The sequence below is a fragment of the Clostridium beijerinckii HUN142 genome, from assembly GCF_000621745.1.
Lineage (GTDB): Bacteria > Bacillota > Clostridia > Clostridiales > Clostridiaceae > Clostridium > Clostridium beijerinckii_A.
Window position 1 is genome coordinate 23384 of the sequence record NZ_KK211342.1, and the last position, 18905, is coordinate 42288.

At 28.1% G+C, this 18905-nt stretch carries 24 protein-coding genes and 1 pseudogene; 11 read left to right on the forward strand and 14 right to left on the reverse strand.

Annotation, left to right across the window (positions count from 1 at the left end; genetic code table 11):
* Positions 1-258: 258 nt before the first annotated feature.
* Positions 259-681, reverse strand: coding sequence for an MgtC/SapB family protein (locus T483_RS29975; RefSeq protein WP_278247502.1), 423 nt, complete (start codon positions 679-681; stop codon positions 259-261).
* A gap of 285 nt (positions 682-966) precedes the next feature.
* On the opposite strand from T483_RS29975, the gene T483_RS0128290 reads away from it, so the two are divergent.
* Positions 967-1671, forward strand: a complete 705-nt coding sequence (locus tag T483_RS0128290) for a cytochrome c biogenesis CcdA family protein (protein ID WP_026889839.1) — start codon at positions 967-969, stop codon at positions 1669-1671.
* A gap of 18 nt (positions 1672-1689) precedes the next feature.
* Complete coding sequence (locus T483_RS0128295; protein WP_026889840.1) at positions 1690-2271, forward strand: TlpA family protein disulfide reductase; 582 nt, start codon at positions 1690-1692, stop codon at positions 2269-2271.
* Between the two features lie 53 nt (positions 2272-2324).
* On the opposite strand, the gene T483_RS32565 is transcribed toward T483_RS0128295, so the two are convergent.
* From T483_RS32565 to T483_RS31430, 3 genes and pseudogenes are all read right to left on the reverse strand, one after another.
* Positions 2325-2702: a VTT domain-containing protein gene (locus tag T483_RS32565; protein WP_347460448.1), complete on the reverse strand. Its 378-nt coding sequence runs from the start codon at positions 2700-2702 to the stop codon at positions 2325-2327.
* A gap of 204 nt (positions 2703-2906) precedes the next feature.
* Positions 2907-3116, reverse strand: a complete 210-nt coding sequence (locus tag T483_RS0128300) for a DUF378 domain-containing protein (protein ID WP_012059172.1) — start codon at positions 3114-3116, stop codon at positions 2907-2909.
* A 453-nt stretch (positions 3117-3569) separates the two neighbouring features.
* Positions 3570-3668, reverse strand: a pseudogene (locus T483_RS31430) (N-acetylmuramoyl-L-alanine amidase); the annotation flags it as partial.
* 267 nt (positions 3669-3935) lie between these two features.
* Between T483_RS31430 and T483_RS0128310 the strand changes: the two are divergent.
* Complete coding sequence (locus T483_RS0128310) at positions 3936-4508, forward strand: RNA polymerase sigma factor (protein WP_026889842.1); 573 nt, start codon at positions 3936-3938, stop codon at positions 4506-4508.
* 255 nt (positions 4509-4763) lie between these two features.
* Here T483_RS0128310 and T483_RS32385 read toward each other — a convergent pair whose 3' ends face one another.
* Both T483_RS32385 and T483_RS0128320 read right to left on the reverse strand, forming a co-directional pair.
* Positions 4764-4922: a hypothetical protein gene (locus T483_RS32385; RefSeq protein ID WP_155268560.1), complete on the reverse strand. Its 159-nt coding sequence runs from the start codon at positions 4920-4922 to the stop codon at positions 4764-4766.
* Between the two features lie 80 nt (positions 4923-5002).
* Positions 5003-5224, reverse strand: a complete 222-nt coding sequence (locus tag T483_RS0128320; protein WP_026889844.1) for a hypothetical protein — start codon at positions 5222-5224, stop codon at positions 5003-5005.
* Positions 5225-5576: 352 nt separating this feature from the next.
* Between T483_RS0128320 and T483_RS0128325 the strand changes: the two genes are divergently transcribed.
* Both T483_RS0128325 and T483_RS0128330 read left to right on the forward strand, forming a co-directional pair.
* The gene (locus tag T483_RS0128325) at positions 5577-6122 is read left to right on the forward strand and encodes a hypothetical protein (RefSeq protein ID WP_026889845.1); all 546 of its coding nucleotides are present in this window, start codon (positions 5577-5579) and stop codon (positions 6120-6122) included.
* Between the two features lie 78 nt (positions 6123-6200).
* Positions 6201-6401 (forward strand): YvrJ family protein, encoded by a 201-nt coding sequence (locus T483_RS0128330; RefSeq protein WP_026889846.1) that lies wholly within the window; start codon positions 6201-6203, stop codon positions 6399-6401.
* Between the two features lie 224 nt (positions 6402-6625).
* On the opposite strand, the gene T483_RS32630 is transcribed toward T483_RS0128330, so the two are convergent.
* On the reverse strand, positions 6626-6715 hold the full coding sequence (locus T483_RS32630; RefSeq protein ID WP_347460446.1) for a GNAT family N-acetyltransferase: 90 nt from the start codon (positions 6713-6715) through the stop codon (positions 6626-6628).
* A 300-nt stretch (positions 6716-7015) separates the two neighbouring features.
* On the reverse strand, positions 7016-7534 hold the full coding sequence (locus T483_RS0128335) for an HTH domain-containing protein (protein WP_026889847.1): 519 nt from the start codon (positions 7532-7534) through the stop codon (positions 7016-7018).
* Positions 7535-7745: 211 nt separating this feature from the next.
* Here T483_RS0128335 and T483_RS29980 point away from each other — a divergent pair, with 211 nt between their 5' ends.
* The 3 genes from T483_RS29980 to T483_RS0128350 all read left to right on the forward strand — a co-directional run bounded on the left by T483_RS29980 (position 7746) and on the right by T483_RS0128350 (position 9215).
* Entirely contained in the window at positions 7746-7967 is a 222-nt protein-coding gene (locus T483_RS29980) for a transporter (protein WP_242841947.1), read from the forward strand.
* A gap of 456 nt (positions 7968-8423) precedes the next feature.
* On the forward strand, positions 8424-8741 hold the full coding sequence (locus T483_RS0128345; RefSeq protein WP_026889848.1) for a hypothetical protein: 318 nt from the start codon (positions 8424-8426) through the stop codon (positions 8739-8741).
* A 141-nt stretch (positions 8742-8882) separates the two neighbouring features.
* The gene (locus T483_RS0128350) at positions 8883-9215 is read left to right on the forward strand and encodes a hypothetical protein (protein ID WP_026889849.1); all 333 of its coding nucleotides are present in this window, start codon (positions 8883-8885) and stop codon (positions 9213-9215) included.
* Between the two features lie 119 nt (positions 9216-9334).
* Here T483_RS0128350 and T483_RS0128355 read toward each other — a convergent pair whose 3' ends face one another.
* From T483_RS0128355 to T483_RS0128365, 3 genes are all read right to left on the reverse strand, one after another.
* A complete protein-coding gene (locus tag T483_RS0128355) occupies positions 9335-10045 on the reverse strand; it encodes a hypothetical protein (protein ID WP_026889850.1) in 711 nt (236 codons plus the stop codon).
* Between the two features lie 523 nt (positions 10046-10568).
* Positions 10569-10718 carry a hypothetical protein gene (locus tag T483_RS31840; RefSeq protein WP_196244935.1) on the reverse strand — a complete coding sequence of 50 codons (150 nt, stop codon included), beginning with the start codon at positions 10716-10718 and terminating at the stop codon, positions 10569-10571.
* 659 nt (positions 10719-11377) lie between these two features.
* Positions 11378-12406, reverse strand: a complete 1029-nt coding sequence (locus tag T483_RS0128365; protein WP_026889851.1) for a PocR ligand-binding domain-containing protein — start codon at positions 12404-12406, stop codon at positions 11378-11380.
* A gap of 833 nt (positions 12407-13239) precedes the next feature.
* On the opposite strand from T483_RS0128365, the gene T483_RS0128370 reads away from it, so the two are divergent.
* Together T483_RS0128370 and T483_RS29985 are read left to right on the forward strand one after the other, a co-directional pair.
* Positions 13240-15216 carry a glycosyltransferase gene (locus T483_RS0128370; protein ID WP_026889852.1) on the forward strand — a complete coding sequence of 659 codons (1977 nt, stop codon included), beginning with the start codon at positions 13240-13242 and terminating at the stop codon, positions 15214-15216.
* Between the two features lie 448 nt (positions 15217-15664).
* Entirely contained in the window at positions 15665-15865 is a 201-nt protein-coding gene (locus T483_RS29985) for a hypothetical protein (protein WP_035790680.1), read from the forward strand.
* 754 nt (positions 15866-16619) lie between these two features.
* Here the strand turns inward: T483_RS29985 and T483_RS31435 are convergent.
* From T483_RS31435 to T483_RS31845, 3 genes are all read right to left on the reverse strand, one after another.
* Positions 16620-17081 carry a hypothetical protein gene (locus T483_RS31435; protein WP_155268561.1) on the reverse strand — a complete coding sequence of 154 codons (462 nt, stop codon included), beginning with the start codon at positions 17079-17081 and terminating at the stop codon, positions 16620-16622.
* A gap of 127 nt (positions 17082-17208) precedes the next feature.
* Complete coding sequence (locus tag T483_RS29990) at positions 17209-17670, reverse strand: hypothetical protein (RefSeq protein ID WP_242841948.1); 462 nt, start codon at positions 17668-17670, stop codon at positions 17209-17211.
* Between the two features lie 478 nt (positions 17671-18148).
* The gene (locus tag T483_RS31845) at positions 18149-18310 is read right to left on the reverse strand and encodes a hypothetical protein (RefSeq protein WP_196244936.1); all 162 of its coding nucleotides are present in this window, start codon (positions 18308-18310) and stop codon (positions 18149-18151) included.
* Between the two features lie 339 nt (positions 18311-18649).
* Between T483_RS31845 and T483_RS29995 the strand changes: the two genes are divergently transcribed.
* On the forward strand, positions 18650-18905 hold a 256-nt coding region (locus T483_RS29995), incomplete at its 3' end, for a transposase zinc-binding domain-containing protein (RefSeq protein ID WP_196244937.1).

Sequence of the window (18905 nt, forward strand, 5' to 3'; positions counted from 1 at the left end):
ATACTACCCACACATATTCTACCACTATGTTTTCATTTTAACAATGATAAATTTTTTATTCTTTAGGAATTTATATTCCAGTAAAATCTATGGATAACTTAAAAAAAGGTTGATTGGATAGTTTGCGTATTTAAAAAAGAATAGAAAGAAAATCTTATTCGCCTGCCAAATTTTTCTCACATGCGTTCGAAAAGGCAGATGCGTGAAAAAAAGCAAGATTACTTTTTAATTCTTGCTTTCTCGTATTTTTATAAAAATTTACACAATTTCCTCTATTGTAAGTACATTTTCAAGGCTATGAAGCTTTAAAATGTACTCTGAATAATTAATTTTTTCAGGTAATGTTAAAATCATTTTAAGCCCAATCATATGATTGTCAAGCTCTTTCGCTTTCTTAAGTTCTAGATTAGAAATTTTTGTTCCATCTAATTTTATTGCATTCATAAAATTCGTAACGCCTGCTATATGCTTGAGTTCAGCATATATATCCAATTCGTTAGACTGAGCTCTATAATGTAAATCTGCTTTATGAAGTACTGTTAATACACTTGATAAAAAAAAGCATGAAATAATAGCGACTTCATAAAAGCCAATTCCAATGGCAAGTCCCATACATGCACAGGCCCAAAGACCAGCTGCAGTTGTAAGGCCTTTAACTTCATTACGCCCAACTACTTTAATTAACTCAAATTAAATTTATTCTCATTAGAATATTAATTACCTTTGAAATTTCTTTTTATTATAGTTTTTGTAAATGCCGACTATTCCTCCTATAGTGCTATAAATTTCTTCACTTGATTCTTTTATAATTCTAGAACACATAATATCTTCATATCTTTTTTATATAATAATTTTACTTATGATAATTATTGACTTTTATATATTCGGGATTATACTTTTAAACGGTTCAATTATTTAGTTAAACATTATTTAATGTCTTAATTTTAGATTCGAGGTGATTTATTCTTGAAAGATATATCGATCTTATTAGCTTTTTCAGCAGGTTTATTATCTTTTTTATCTCCATGCGTACTTCCTCTTGTTCCTGCATATATAAGCTATTTAACAGGCTCTTCTATAAAAGAATTAAAGGAAGGTAAAACAAAACTTTTTACTTTATATAAATCCTTTGGATTTGTGTTAGGTTTTTCGATTATTTTTATTCTAATGGGGGTTTCAGTAACATCTCTTGGTAAATTATTTATTACTCATAAAGATTTATTTAGAAAATTTGGTGGAATTCTTATAATCGTCTTTGGTCTACATACAACTGGAGTTTTCAAAATCAAACTATTTTATCAAGAAAAAAGATTTTTACACTTTGATAAAATTAAAGGTCCTTTTAGTTCAATAATTATTGGAATGGCGTTTGCTGCTGGATGGACACCTTGTATTGGTCCTATTTTATCTTCAATACTTATTTATGCTGCAAATATGGATTCCATGAACAAAGGAATTTTACTTCTTATAATGTATTCCATTGGACTTGCTATCCCATTTATTCTAACAGCTTTGGCTATAGAAGGCTTTGCCGAACAATTTAAAAAGTTCTCAAAGTATTTACCTATTGTTTCCACAATAAGTGGTATTTTAATGATCATAATGGGTGTTATGATTTTTACAAATAAATTAGCAATATTAAGTCAGTATTCAAGTTTTATTAATTTTTAAATTAAGGAGAAAACAAATATGAAAAAAGCATTGATAGCAGCAATTGTAGCAGTAGCACTTATAGTTTTTTCAGTTTACACTATTTATAATTCCGAATCATCAAATTCAAAAACTGACTCATCCATATCAATTACAAACGATAAAAATAATTCTTCAAATCAAACTATTGAAGTAACTCCTAATAATATTAAAACCAAAGCCATTGATTTTAACTTAAAAGATTTGAACGGTAATGAATTATCTTTAAGTGATTTAAAAGGCAAGAAAGTGTTTCTTAACTTTTGGGCAACTTGGTGCCCTCCCTGTAAAGCTGAAATGCCTGAGATAGAAAGATTATATCAAGAAACAAAGGATAGTGACTTAGTTATAATTTCTATAGAAATCGGTGAGCCATTAAATACTGTTAAATCATTTATTGATAGTAACAAATATAACTTTAAGGTACTTATAGACTCTGATCAAAGTGTAGCTACAAAATATAACATAACTTCAATTCCTACTTCATACTTTATTGATAAAGACGGAAATATAGTTTCTAAGCATGTTGGTGGCATGAATATCGACCAAATGAAAGCCTATATCAAAACTTTAGATAAATAATTAGCTTTAATAAAAAAATGAATTAGAAGTCTCTAATATGAGATTATTCTAATTCATTCTTTTACCTGATCATCTTTTTTCTTTGTAATTGTAAATTTCACAAATATTAGGCCAATAACTGTTATGACTAGCCTTATCCAATTGTCATAAATATTAATTATGTCATAGCTAACAAGTGCCTCTAAAGCTATAGATGGAACCTTTCCAATCAATGTTGCAACAGTGAATATTTTACTATCAACATTACTTATTGATGCTGCAAGTGTTATAATTCCTGATGGTATAAATGGAATTATTCTTCCTTGAAATATTAGTAGCCCCGCCTCTCTTCCATCACTTTTAACTATTCTATAAATTAACCTATTTCTATCTGTGAATTTTTCAATCTTCCTTTTAAAACCTAATCTATAGATAATAAAAGTAATTAATATTCTAACTTAAAATCTTAATTTCTAAATGCTATCTATTTATCACGTACTATCTTGATTACTATCTGCTATTTTACAACATTCTTATAATCAATTCAAATAAAATAAGACTCAAATTTTAGCTTTTACAGCACTTGAGCCTTTTACATATCTATGGTACTTTTGCTTAAACATATTTAAAATGATTGTGTTACTTTTCTTATCCTTCTAGGCTACTTCACTATTCGTTCCTTTGAATAATAAATAAATTGCATATATCCCTGCTATACCAACAATGCCACAAACTATCCGATCGAGCCAAGACATTGTTACAGGTGCAGAACCAAAGGCAAGCCCTATGAAATCATCTCCCAAAAAACCTATTATTCCTAATCTTATAGCAGCTGCAACAACCAATACCCATGTTATTGTTCTCATTTTCATTCACATCCTTTTATTAAATATATTTTATATTATGTTAAATTTAAATTACAAATAATAATTTAGATATTTTAAATACCTAATCTATTATTTGTAAATGAATATATATTATACAATTATCATTCTGGTTCCTCATATTTTATTAGTATTTTGTAACAGTTATCCATTTCAACTCATATTTTTAAGTGTATACCTAATATAGTTTTCGTATGGATGTTAGCATTACTGTTGAAAATGAACTAACTAAACTTCGTATATACTAACTTTTAAAACCGAACTGTTTCTACGAGGTAATATCGTTTGTATAATGTATTAAAAATAAAGAGGTGTTTCTTATGATTATTACACCAGATATTCAAACACTTAAGTTTAAAATGTGTAAAGGAGTAAAATACTTTGAATTGTTTGCTGAACAAGTAGAACAAGAAATACTGCCTGGTGTGTTTATTAAAGGTTGGTGGTACAATTGCTCTCATCAAGCCTGTCAACAACCCCACATCCAATATTACCACTCGCAGTATGACCTACAGCTATTATAAAATTAATCATTTTCCACATCTCCTCCATAATCTCTAATTTATTTACTTTTTAATATGAGTTATACGCCTTTAAAAAGAGCAGCTATATCCTGCAACCAAGAAGTTCAGTATTAAAAGTATAAGTAACAACATAAATCTAATTATTTTTATACTCCCATATAAGTTATATGTAATCTAGTCATATATACTATATATAGAGGTGAATTTAATACAAAACACAATATATGTAAAATAATTACTTTAATTCATAACTCTTATATTGAAGATGGAGGTTTGTATGAATTTTGATTATGTTGAAACTTTAGTTACCAGATGTAAGAACAATGATGAAGAAGCAAAAGAAAAATTAGCTTATGAATTTAGGCCTTTGATTTATAATATTTCTAAAAGGACTTTCATTGATAGGTATAATTCCCATGATATTATACAGGAATGTTACCATTCACTTTTCAAATCTGTTTCCAAGTATAATTTAGAAAAGCATAGATTTGTTGCCTATGCTACTAATGCTATTAAAAATAATATGAATGATCTAATAAAACGAACTAGAACTAGAAGATCTACTGAAGGTAGTTATGCATTAAGCTTACATGATGATGTAGAAAATAATTTTCCAGAACTTGAAATCTCAACTGAAACTTCATTATGTGAACTGTGTGACTATGAGGATTTAAAATTAGCTCTTAAGAATTTAAATGAAGAGGAAGTTGAACTTATAGATTTCGTATTCTACAAAAATTACACTGTTAAGGAATATGCCTATTTCAAAAATATGTGCTACTCTACTGCTATTCAAAAAAAGAAAAACATATTAATGAAAATCCTTAATAATATTTCATTGTATTATTAAGCATAAAATTCTAACAGCTCTAAGGTTAATCCTTGGAGCTGTTAGAATTATAATATTAATCAATTTAATTAAAAATGTTGTTCCAGTTATTCTATTTACTTAGTAATTGTATATTATTTTGACATTTAACAATTTGAAAACTCTAGACACATATTTTTAATGCTAATATCAGCATTAAGCGCTTTCAGTAAATCTAGTCCAATGAGTAAATCAATGTCAATCCCATAATGCATTCCACCAATACATAAAAGGACGTCATGAAAAGGATAGCCAATTAATGGCTATATTTTTAAAAAGATTCATTAAAACTGATTCATAACAACCAGCTCCATGTACATTAATAAGCTCTTCATTACCATCAAAATGAATATAATCACTATTTATTAGGGTAGCAGGTGAACCATTATCTATCAATAAATTTTCAAAATGCAAGGGCTTTTTATCAATATTCAAGTTTAAGGAACAAAATAATACCTTATGTTTATACCTTAAATTTATCGTCTCATTAATCCAATCCTTTCGATTTTAAATTCAAGATTTTCTTTACGCGTATCATCAATATTTAATTTACATGATTTATCCTGTTTATGAAGATTGCAATAGTAATTATAATCTGTATTTAAATCTGAAAATACTTCTACTATTGCTAAAGCTATTTGCTTTTTATCAAAGACCTCCCATTCTTCTGAATTAAGTTTAATTTCATCTCTAATCATTTTTACAACACGCTCCAATAATTTATTTACAGCTTTAAAATTAAGCAGCTGCTATTATGGGCATATGTTTTATAATATAACATTAAAATCATGATTAAGTTTGTATGTCTAATCTCCTAGCCCGCATTTTACAAGCAAATTCTTATATTCTTAAGTTCTAATATTCTTAAATTCCGTTATTCTTAAGTTCTTTTATTCTAAAATTCTAATAAATATATATCTTGAAAAAAAGCAGCTATGCTGCAATTAGGATCATTATATATAAATTCTTAAGAATTTTAGAATCTCTAATAAATAACCATATATCTTTTACGAAGATACATAAAATACTGCTAAGGAGGGTATATAATTTATGGCTAGAAGAAAAACATCTAAGGTTCCTAAAAATGATTTTGAATATGATGAAGGTGAAGTATATGGATTTACTAGTGAAACTCCTATAGCTGGTGACTGTATACTTTCATTCTCTTTTGATGATGATTCTGATACTATTCAAACTAATTCTGAATGTAAATCTAATAACACTGCAATTCAAGAAGATCTTCAAAATAATATTCAAACTAATACAGCTTCAACTAGTAACAGCGATTTTCAAGATAATATAACTAATTCCATAGAAATAAAAAATACTTTAAACTCTACAAAAGACTTATTTGATAATAGAAGAACTCCACTTCCTAATGGTGCCACTCCTGCAGTTGATGGTGAAACTCCAAATATTAAAAGAAGCTACACCCTTAGAAGTTCTACCATAAGAAACATAAATGAATTAAAGAGTATCCCTCCAGATCTTAATGTATGTATCAGTACAATAGCTGATATTGCCATAGATTATTATCATAACCATATTGTAAATGAAGGCGAGGCGGTACGCAATAATTTATTTTATCTATTTTAACTTTAGATAATTATTTATTTCCTAAATATAAACTAATATATTTTATTTCATATATCCCTTATAGGAGGTGATGGATTTATGGAAGTAAATGAGTTAATTAACCTTATTGTTAATAATGGGTTTCCAGTTGCGGTATCTGCATATTTGCTAATTCGCTTAGAGAAACAAATCGTTAGTTTATCAAGTTCAATTAATAAGTTAAATACCATAATATCAGCTAAACTTGGGGTGGCTATTGATACAGAGAGTTCTACTGATGATTCTAATAAATTGGCATGAGAAAAAGGCAATAAACACTTTGTAATAATGTTTATTGCCTTTAAACTTGTTTATATTTTAATAGAAAACTAAGTAGTTCAATATGAATTTAGATTATAAAAACATACCCAAGTTAAGAAGACCATATAAAAAGTTAATTACTTTGGTATAAATTCATCTTTCAAAATTGAATAATACAATCTGTCTATATATTCTCCATTTTGGTAAAAGAAATCTCGTAATGTTCATTCATAAACGAATCCACATTTCTCGATAACTTTGCGAGATGGTATATTTATTGATTTGTGGCATATTTGAACTTTATGCAAATTCATTTTATCGAAACCATATTTAATAACAGCCTATCTATAGTAATCACTTTTATCATAGGAACTTATATATTTATCAAGTAGTTCTTTCTCCTCTTCCTTGTACTATAAACTAATTTGGAATACAGTGATTGAATCTCAGGATCACTAATTCAATATTTCAACATATTTTCATCATCTGTATATTCAAACTTTCTTTAAATTAATCTTTCTATTTCAATCTTCGCCGTCCCAACATGTGCTAGCATAGTTTTAATCCTCTCTTTCACAATAATTTACTATTATATTTTATAAGAAGGTAATTAATTAGTTTGATGGCTGTTTACATAAATAATGCAAAAATAGACTTGCTACTGCTAACTTATATTTTTTCTCACAGGAAACAGAATTAGTATCATTCATAAAACTTTGCAAATCTCCTAGATCAAGTCCTGAATATATAGCTAATGTTTCATAGCTAATTTCAAACTCACCTATTAGCACATCTATTACTCCTTTAACTCGGTCATCTTGATTTACCATCGCTATCCCTTCAGATAGCATGAAAATCATGTTGCATAAATGCGAAGGGTTCGGAATATTGGAATTTTTCAAACTCTCTTCACTATTCTCACCAGAATTTACGATATTGGTAAAAAAATCATATAATTTATTTTTTCCATTCATATAATCTTTCAACCAAACATGATCTACTCCTATCATCTTACTCAAAGATTTCAGTTCAATTTTATAGTTTTCAAGCAAGTTTTCTATATCTTTTCTTATAACATCTTCAGCTTGATTGAAGTTTGTAGAAACGATAGTCTCAATTGAATTAATTTCCATTATAGTCTCCTTTTGTAATACTTATAGTTTATTCTTATTTTGCACTTATTTAGTATTGCGTTTTATGTTAGTATTGTGCATTATTTCAATTTATCTTACCCCTCTTAATAAGTTAGGCCTGTTACTTCCTCTAGTTTCCCTCCGTAAAATGAACAATATATGTTTTCAATCATACTATGATTTAGAGAGTTTTTAAAAGGAGTAAAATCATATGAGCGAATACGGCAAACCGAATTCCCCACCGCCAAAAACTAAACCTAAAAAACCAAAAGTTTCATATATTATTGATTGCATGCACCAATATACGTACGTATGGCTCAAACACGGGAAATCTTTCTGGTTCTATCCTACAAGAATAGAGAAAGGAGAAGTTTCTGGATATAGATGGGACGGAAAAAATGGATATTTTATGGACTTGATGAAAAATCTATAAGTCAGGTTGCATGTTACCCAGTTCCTACCCTTTACTAAAATTGTAAATAAGTTTAGCAAAGCAAAGTTTTCAAGTTATTTACTAGTAAGGATTTTCTCTGATGCTACATTATTTCTATGTAACACCAGAGAAATAAATATAAATACACATGAAATTAGACAAATATATCATAATTATATACGGTAGACATTATTACTCAAAACTATAAAAATAATTATTTTGCATTTTAAACTACATAAAATCAAGTAATATTAATGGTATTATAACCTTCTCATAAGTGCACTTTCAGTGCCTTTTTTCTTTCACATACTTATTAATAATTTAACCTATAATAAGACTTTTCATTTTCACTTTACTACGTCAAATCTACATTCTGCATATTTATTTAATAATTCCACATAATAAATTTAATCACTTACTTGTATAAAACTTAAATTATGGAAGGTGCCCAATCCAATGAAGAAATCTGTTATTGTATTTTCTATTTTTCTATTCATGTCATTTAGCATGAATTTAATAACTTCTGTCGCTCAAACTAATACCTTTTCTGAAGGAATTTATGGTATTGAGGGCTTAAAGCTAATTCCAAATGTTCCATATAAAGTTCGAAATGTTTCTGGTGGTAAGGTTTTCATAACCATACTTAACGAGGACCTGATAATGGAGCAATCTATACGCTTTCAGCCAAACTCATTGCAATATGTCTTAAATCCAATGCAATATGGTTATAAAATTATAATAGCTGGTAGTGGTCAATTATCTTTTACAGCTTAAATCGCAACATCTACAAACTACTTAGCATTTTAGTATTGCGTAGTAAAACTTTTAGTTCCAATTACATATATTTTGATTATCTTAAATAATAAAAATTGAGGCTTTATGATATTACTAGAATCTTGAAAGGTGGCAATTCTAATGAAAAAATTTATTATTATATTTTCTATATTTTTATTTCTATCATTTACTATGAATACAATAAATGTCATGGCTCAACCTAAAACATTTTCGCAAGGTTTTTATACGATGAAGGACCTTGGACTCATTGAGAATGTTAATTATATAGTTCAAAATAATGAACCTTACGCTGAAGGTCTATTATTCATTATTGATTCTGATAAAAAGGTACAGCAACTTGTACGAATACAACCTAGCTCTACTAGAAATCCACTAATACCACTTAAAGCTGATTATAAATTTATAATATATGGTAATGTTCTCTTAGCTTTTAAGCAAGTGAATATTTCATAAATCCTATTCTATATAATAACAATATACTCATAATTAAACTGAACCACTCATTATCTTTCCCCTTATTAGGGACCTTTTTATTTACTACACACTTTCTACATATGGTGTATTAATTATAATTAATTTTTATCACATAAAAACTTATATTCAAACCGTTCATTAAAATTACCATTTAAACAATAATATACTGTATTAAAATTCTTTGAGTAGACCATGGAAAATGTAGTGATCCACTCTCCATTTCTTTGACTTACAGAATTAAGTATACTAAATGCAGTTTCAACATTTACTTGTTCTGATTTTTCAAATGCACTTGATACTGCCTTAAATCTATCACAATTACATTTAGCATTTTCATGTAAATAATCCCATACTGAAAAATTTGTCATAACAAAAAATGGTGAAGATTTTGCTTGATTACTTATGTTACCACGACCAGGTTCTACGACCCAAACACTGCCGTTGGAATCGCAAATCATATTGTGACAGCTCAAATTTGGTGTATTAACAACTTCAACACTTTTTAAATATTCTCCTAAGTTTTCAGTACAAATAACTCCTTTAAGTATATCTATTATAAGTTTAGTTGTGTGCGTAACTTTTTTGCTTGGCCTTCTGTATAAACCTTTTCCATTTGAATTAACTACAAGATTATTAAAGAACCTACCAAAACAATCCACTCCAAATGATGGATATTTTCCACGTCCTCCATCAACTTGTACAGTAAACCAGTTAGGATTTTTAGTATCAATAGAATATTTCATACCATCGTTATCAAAATTCATTCCAATAATTGTATCTTGCCCTCGATAAATAAAACTTGTACACATAAATATCTCCCCCATGCTTACTTTAGTTAAAGAATACTTATTTCTTCATAAAATATCATTATAAATTAATTATACCATATATTGTTTATTTTATATTTCTTGACCTCAATAATTAGTTTAGATTATAATAATTATGCAAAATGGACTGGTGCGGCTTCAGCTGCTGCCTTTTATTTTGTTGTATATTTTATTCAAACTGGGTCAATAATTATAATATGATTTCATATTAGTCCAGGAGAGATAGCTTACTATCATTCACCTGATTCTTTTGCTATCTCTACTTTTGCGCAAAAAAATAAAAGGTAGATTAAGTATTTTTCTCAATCTACCTTTATTGGTACTTGCTGATAATATAGTGGACATCATTATAATAATATAACATTATAAAATAATCTATATTAATTAATATCTTTTGTACTATGATGAAAATGCAGCTGACTCAAGAGCTGCACTTGCTTTATGTACTTTTTGCTTTTACAATAGATCTTTATTATTTTACCATACTGATATAAAGATTTCCATACTACCTATCAATCAATTCATTCTTAACATACTCGTTAATGGTATCTTCTTCACCCTCAAATATTTCTGCTAAATGTAAAATTGTTTCTTGCTCCTCTTCTGTAAGCTCTCTTATTGTATCTTTGATTGTATCTATAGTTACATCCTTCATAAAACAAAATCACCACCTTAATGCTGTTGTGGAATATTATATTATATGAAACTCAAATAATCTATAGTATAAATATTAGAAATTTATTAATATTATAGTTAATCATTTTTTCATGGTTTGGCATATTCCGGAAATACAGTGAATGAATTAAAAATTTACTGCCTTTTGTTCTTTTTTTAGAATATCCAATATAATAATAGTGGTTGGGTATTCGTGGTCCGTATATATGCATATATACTTAAAGGGATTGTATTTTTTGTATGATCCCTATCTCTATTGAAAATTATAGCCATTTACAAAACTATAAATTTTATTTCTGTAACATTTCTTCCTACTCTACAATATATTAATTAATATAACCGGCATTTTCTCCATGTCGTGTTGATCTTTTATGTGCATTAACAAAAAAATATATTAAATTTCGTTTTTATAAAGAAGCAGCAGTTAGAAACATCCTTACTGCTGCTATTATATATCATTTAACATAAAGGGAATAAGGGGAATAAAGACTTTTCTCTACTCCCACTTATACTACAATTATTTAATGAGAACCAAACATTTTTTATTAATTGTCTCGTCCATACTATAACATATATTAACAAAAATGTAAATTGCTTTTGTATTCAGTTTGCATGCATTCCTATTTGTAATTACTTATGTTATAAACCAGCCAACTTGTCTAGCTCCATAGTAAAACTTGTAACTTCCTCAACACTAGCATTTGTTTCTTCTATTGCAGCTGATTGTTGTTCAGTTATATCTAATGTGGTATTTGATACTTGCATAGTTCTCTCTATTGATTCTTGTATTCTTTCTACTAATTTAGCAATCTCTTTTGATGTTTCTTTAGAGCTTTCCGCTAGATTTCTAATCTCTTTTGCAACAACGGAAAATCCTCTTCCTAACTCTCCCACCCTTGCTGCCTCAATTGAAGCGTTAAGTCCAAGCATTTTAGTTTGATTAGTTATATCTTTTATATATCCCAAAATAGCATTTATTTTATTAGAATGTTCTCTTACATTTACTATTTCACTATTTAATAAATTTTGATTTTCAGTAACTTCCATTGATGATGCAGCAAGTTGTTGAGTTGCGGATGATATTTGTTCAAAACTATCTGCAAGAGTTGTTGTTAATTCCTTAATTTTTAAACGCTGATATCCTTCATTTGATAATGTGTTAGCAACTGAAAATAAGACTTCTGCTGCTGACCTGATATTCCGTTCGTCAACTATTTTCACTTCTTTAGCAGCACCATAATATTTATCTTCTTCCAGCCCAAGTTCATTGGCAGTATTTTTAAATTCTATTTCTTTAGGACTCTCAAAAAGAATTTGTCCACCAAGAATTGTTCCAATAAGAGTTCCTTGAACTATTATCGGTGCAGCAAAATCAATAAGTCCTGAATGACACTTATAAATATAAGGTTTTCCAGTCCTGAATGCCTCCTCTCCAGCACTAGCATGGCATTGAGCGCATCGACTTTTTCCAAGTTCCGTAGATTGAGTAAAATTAGAGCATATATTAGTGTAACTACTTGGTTTTGTAAAAGGAATTCCATTCTTATCCACTGTAACACTTGCGATATTCATACTTTTAGCAAAGTCATCTTGGAATTTTTGAATAAAATTCAAATCAATAACATCCTTTAATTCCAACCCATCTAATTTGACATTACTTTTTTCCACAATTTTATCCTCCGTAAGAACTTTTTTTACATATTATATCATACTTTTTAATCTTTTTCATTAATTTTATTTGATTTTATAATATTTTAATAGTTTTTTTTCCCTTATATATCCTTAATTTAATTTTTATATTTTTCATTCTTATCCCATCTAGAAAATGTATCAACTTTCATGTTTTTTTACATAAAAATAAAGGAAATGAAGATTTCTCTCTATTTCCTTTATTTGGGACCCTTTAAATGAAACTCAACATATTTTTTATTAATTGCCTCAATTACATTATAATACTCTTCTAAAAAGTGTAAATAAATACTAATATAGATTCATTAACCATAAATTCCGTTTTTATCACATACTCTCTAATTTATAATATATTATTTATATGATAGTATATTTCCTAATTCTGTTATTAACATCAAAGTGCTGACATAAAACAAAGTAGTAGCTGAATTTCTCCTAGCTACTACTTCTTTGGTTCAACAAAACTAAGAAACGCAAGTCACCACAAACTTTCTCCGAAAAAGTAATAGTTTTATATTTACAATACGGACATTTGAACATAAATTTCACTTCAATTATGTTACGATATTATACATTACCATTGTGTACCAATTATAACATATTTCGCAGACATCACATTATTCAATTTTTAAAGAACACCCTTTCATTAATTGCAATACAATGAATAATATTTTAGTTTTATGAATGTCTAAATTAAATATCTCTTCTATATGAAATTTATTCCGCACTGAGATGCCCTAAGAATAGTATTTTAGTTATGTGGTTCACAAAATAATGTTGCTTTCTATATAATGAAGTAATGAGGTGAAATAATGAAAAAATTATTGTTTATAACTTGGATTATAACTTCCGGCTATGGAACAGAAAAATCATTGCTGGATGTTTTAAATATATTAAATAAAGAAGAATATGATATAAGTATCTTACCACTATTTAAAGATTCCAATACTCATGTCTATAATGAGAATATAAAAATATTAGACTCACTTATTGATTCTACAAAGGAGGACTATGACGAAAAAAATGCACTTGATCACTATTATAAATTACTTGCATCTCCTCCGCTTTTCAATAAACTAATTAATGAAAAATATGATTGTATTATTGCTTGTAATCATAATGCCCCTTCCTACTTTACTTCATATTTAAACTGTGATGTAAAGATACTTTGGATCAGGGGGGATATGCGTGAGCTTGACTATACACGACTTGACAAAAATTCAAAAGAATATAAACAAATCAAACAAGAGTATGAAATGCAAGCTAAAGTTTTAAAGTGCTTTGATTCTATAGCCGTAATTTCAAATGTGGTAGAAAGGTCCTTATTCGAGCTTTTCGGGATAACCAGAAATGTTGTTAAAATTCCAAATTCTGTAGACCGTGAAAAAATCGACATTTTGAGCAATGAAAAAATTAGTATACCAAATAAAATGCTCTTTACCTCAGTTGGCAGACTGGATTATAATAAGAATCAAATATTGCTGCTAAAAGCCGCAAAAGAACTTAAAAAATATCGCGATGACTTTATTATTTATCTTTTGGGAGATGGTGATTACAAGGCAAAACTACAGCAATATATAGAGGATAACGAGCTTACTCAAAATGTTAAACTTCTTGGATTTGTCCCAAATCCATATCCGTATATCAAAAATTCAATAGCAACAGTTCTGACTTCTTATAGTGAAGGGTTTAGTCTTGCCTTGGTAGAAAGTGTTATGCTGAATACTCCTATTATTTCAACAGATGTTGGGGTAGCAAACGAATTGGTAGTAAAATATAACTGTGGCCACATCATCCACGGTGATGAAAAAGAACTATCTATGGTTTTGTATATGTACTTGAATAAACCTGACAATGATAAAGGAATCTTTAACATTGGTGATGACTATGATCTTACGACAGAAGTTAAAAAAACTAAATTCCTAATTGATGAAACAATGCAAAAAGTAAGCAATATAAAATATAAAAAACTTCCGTACCCAGAAATTACAATAAATTATTCTGAGCTTGACGAGCTTAAAATACAAAATGATCTTATGTATGTACTCAGAGTTGTAAAAGGCGGTGTGCCTTATGAATATTTGATTAATAGAAGAAGTGGCAATGATAAACTTATTGTTTTTAATAACGGTGCTGTAGTGGGTGGAAATGTTACTGTACCTGTCTTCCAAAGACATAGTTGTGCATCACTGTTAAAGACATCCTCTGTTTTCTGTATGGACCCTACACTGTATATAAACGGCTCCTTACTCTTTGGCTGTGGCGCTGGAAAAAATGAAGACTATTATCTTGAAAACAGCAGTTTAATATTAAAGCAAATTATATATAAAATGGGCATACAGCTTAGCAATACAGTTATTTATGGCACATCTGGAGGCGGATATCTTTCAATTATTATGGGGATATATCTTAAAGGGGCATCGGTAGTGGCTGATAATTCTCAATTTATTCTCGCAAATTGGATTTACAAGGAAGTACTTGAAAGTATAATTACTTTTTGTTTTGACAATGCTGAAACTTCATTAAAATATAAAGAACGATTTAATGCATTAGATTCTTTTGAAAAGCATAATTATATTCCTAAATTATATATTTATGTTAATTTATGCTCTCATGCAGATAATTCAACTCAATTAGTACCATTTTTAGAGAGGCTTGAAAATATGAAGAATATTACTGAGTATAATGGTATCAATGTAATTTTACACTATGAACCAGAAAAGGGGCATGAAGGATTAGATATTCAAGATGCGATAGATTTTTTATATAAAGTTTTAGATGAAGCTTAATTTCAAAGGAAAACAAGATTACAATCAAAGAAAATATTTTATAAACTCATTTTCTTTGATTTTTTTAATTTTCACAATGTTTTTTATACAAGATAAGCATAATTCTGCACTTGTCATATATATTATATTGTATAGGGACTTAATAACCTCAAATCAATACTTAATGTATAAATTAAATTTCAATATTTAACCTATAGCTAAACTAAAAATTACACTTTGTACCTTAGGTAACAGTTTTGATAATATTGGTGTGAGCATAGCTTATAGACCAAAGGTATAAAGACTTAGTTAAGAAAAAGATAAGCCAATTATTAATTTAAAAGGTGGGATAACTTTGTCATATGAATCCCTTTTTATGAACAATGCTTCTAAAATACATGACTAAGAAAATGAGAGTGACGTTCAAATCAAGAAAGAAGATAATGCCTAAAAAAATAAATTTAAAGTAGTGGTTAAGCCAGTTATAACGAATAATATAGGGAATATATCTTGTGCTGTAACTGCTGCGAATGCCGCTGCTATCAAAGCAGCTTCAGCAGCAAATGGAAATAGTAATGCTTCAGATAAAGCTTGCATTGCAGCTGCTTCCGCAAGAAAAGCTAATCGTATTGTAAACAAAAAGAAGAATAAGAATAAAAAGTGTCAATAATTCTATTACTACTCTTAAAATTAGGTGACTTTAAGAGTAGTTAGTGTAGTATCTTTATCTTGTCCTCTTCAGAAAATAATTTACATTTCTTTTCTTATGAATAATCTATTTTCATTGTACTACAAAATTTTATTAATACATGAACTATTCCTCAAAATATCCATATCATTTTACCAAACAATAGCATCTATATTTCTAATGCGTTCTAATTTATATCTGCCAATCAATAATTAGGAGTAATACAACCACAATACATCATTCAATGTTCATCAAAAGCATAACACTCTGCATCATTTGTATTTCCTCTTAGTTTTTACTCTTCATTACTCAAGTTTATTTTGTACTCTTTGATGAAAACCAACGTCAAATACAGTCTATATATTTAGAGCCTAACTCAGAGGAATGTGGTCTAATTCCTCTTGAACCTGCTTTTGGAATTTTAATTCTTGAAAAATATGAAGTAATTATTACTTAAAAGACAATTACAGTGTCTTTTAGTTAAATTATTCATTCTTCAAAGAACATATTTTAATTTACTACGTCAAATCTACAAATTGCGCACTAAAAACTCATAAATCCAATCTATTAAATAATACGATTTTACAATTTGTTATTTATTTTTATTGATTCATGATAAAAGAAGATTATGTATTAAATTTTTATATTATAAACTTAAAACATTATTCACTTAAAAATATCTTTACATCCACTATAAATTAATTTTCTTACTTCTGGATACAGTATTATAATTGGTTTAGTTAGAATCTGGGATAATTGTTATCTCATTTGGAGTATCGAATTGTGATGTTTCAGTCGAACCATCTGATAATTTTGTGACTTTTCCGCCTACAGCAGACTTAACTTGGATAACCGAACCATCTTTAAGTTCTAAAATTAGCAATGTGGGCGAACTGCCTTTATTGGTAACTTTTTCTTCTGAATATCCTTGAACTTTAGCAGAATTTAACTGACTTATAATATCTTTAAGTGTTTTAGTTTGGTCAGAGTTATCAAAATCAAAATTAAAGTTTTTAGTTTTACTCGCCCCAACTGTTGCTAATTCAATTCTTGCAGATTTTACATTTTCAAATTTAAGTTCCTTTATGTTATTAGGAAGTTTTGTTGAAACGCTTTTGGAACATCCAGTCGTAAATGTTATGCAGAATATTAAAATTCTTTGAGTAGACCATGGAAAATGTAGTGACCCACTCTCCATTTCTTTGACTTACAGAATTGAGTATACTAAATGCAGTTTCAACATTTACTTGTTCTGATTTTTCAAATGCACTTGATACTGCTTTAAATCTATCACAATTACATTCAACATTTTCATGCAAATAATCTTATAATGAAAAATTTGTCATAACAAAAAATAGTGAAGATTTTGCTTGATTACTTATGTTACCACGACCAGGTTCTACTACCCAAACACTGCCATTGGAATCGCAAATCATATTGTGGCAACTCGAATCTGGTGTATTAACAACTTCAACACTTTTTAAATATTCTCCTAAGTTTTCAGTACAAATAACTCCTTTAAGTATATCTATTATAAGTTTAGTTGTGTGCGTAACTTTTTTGCTTGGCCTTCTATATAAACCTTTTCCATTTGAATTAACTACAATATTATTAAAGAACCTACCAAAACAATCCACTCCAAATGATGGATATTTTCCACGTCCTCCATCAACCTGTACAGTAAACCAGTTAGGATTTCTAGTATCAATAGAATATTTCATGCCATTGTTATCAAAATTAATTCCAATAATTGTATCTTGCCCTCGATAAATAAAACTTGTACACATAAATATCTCCCCCCTGCTTACTTTAGTTAAAGAATACTTATTTCTTCATAAAATATCATTATAAATTAATTATACCATATATTGTTTATTTTATATTTCTTGACCTCAATAATTAGTTTGGATTATAATAATTATGCAAAATGGACTGGTGGCAACTTCGGTTGCTGCCTTTTTATTTTGTTGTATATTTTACTCAAACTGAATTAATAATTATAATATGATTTTATATTAGTCCAAGAGAGATAGCTTACTATCATTCACCTGATTCTTTTGCTATCTATATTTTTGCACCAAAAAATAAAAGATAGATTAAGTATTTTGCTAAATCTACCTTTTATGATGATTATTGATAATATAGTGGACATTATTATAATAATATATATTAATTAATATCTTTTGTACTATGATGAAAATGCAGCTAACTCAAGAGCTGCATTTCTTTTATGTATTTTCGCTTTTACAATGGATCGTTATTATTTTACCATACTGACATAAAGATTTCCATACTATCTATCAATTCATTCTTAACATACTCGTTAATGGTATCTTCTTCACCCTCAAATATTTCTGCTAAATGTAAAATTGTTTCTTGCTCCTCTTCTGGAAGATCTCTTATTGCATCTATGGTTATATCCTTCATAAAACAAAATCACCACCTTAATGCTGTTGTGGAATATTATATGAAACTCAAATAATCCATAGTATAAATATTAGAAATTTACTAATATTATAATTAATCATTTTTTCATGGTTTGTCAGATTATAAAAAGACATTAAATTAATTAAAAATTTACCGCATTTTGTTCTTTTTTCTAAAGTATCCGATATAATAATAGTGGTTTGGTATTCGTGGTCCGTATATATGCATATATACTTAAAGGGATTATATTTCTTGTTGTATAGGAAAGTATAAAAATTCCGATCGCTGAAAGCGCGGTGTAGACTTGTATTGAGTAAATTTATGTGGTAAATTGATGAAATGATTAAGAGTAAATTAAGAATAATATTAGAAGAAAATTGGAATGAATTTTATAAAAAATATAAAAATAAAATTAGACCTAATGTTATTGCAGAAGTGAAAAAAGTTATGAAATGCAAGGATATAAGTAATGGCTACATTGAATTAAAATGTGATGATTGTGGTGAAATAAAGAAAGTTGGATTTACATGTAAAAGTAGATTTTGCACATCATGTGGTAAGGTTTATGTTGATAATTGGGTTAACGGAATGCTAG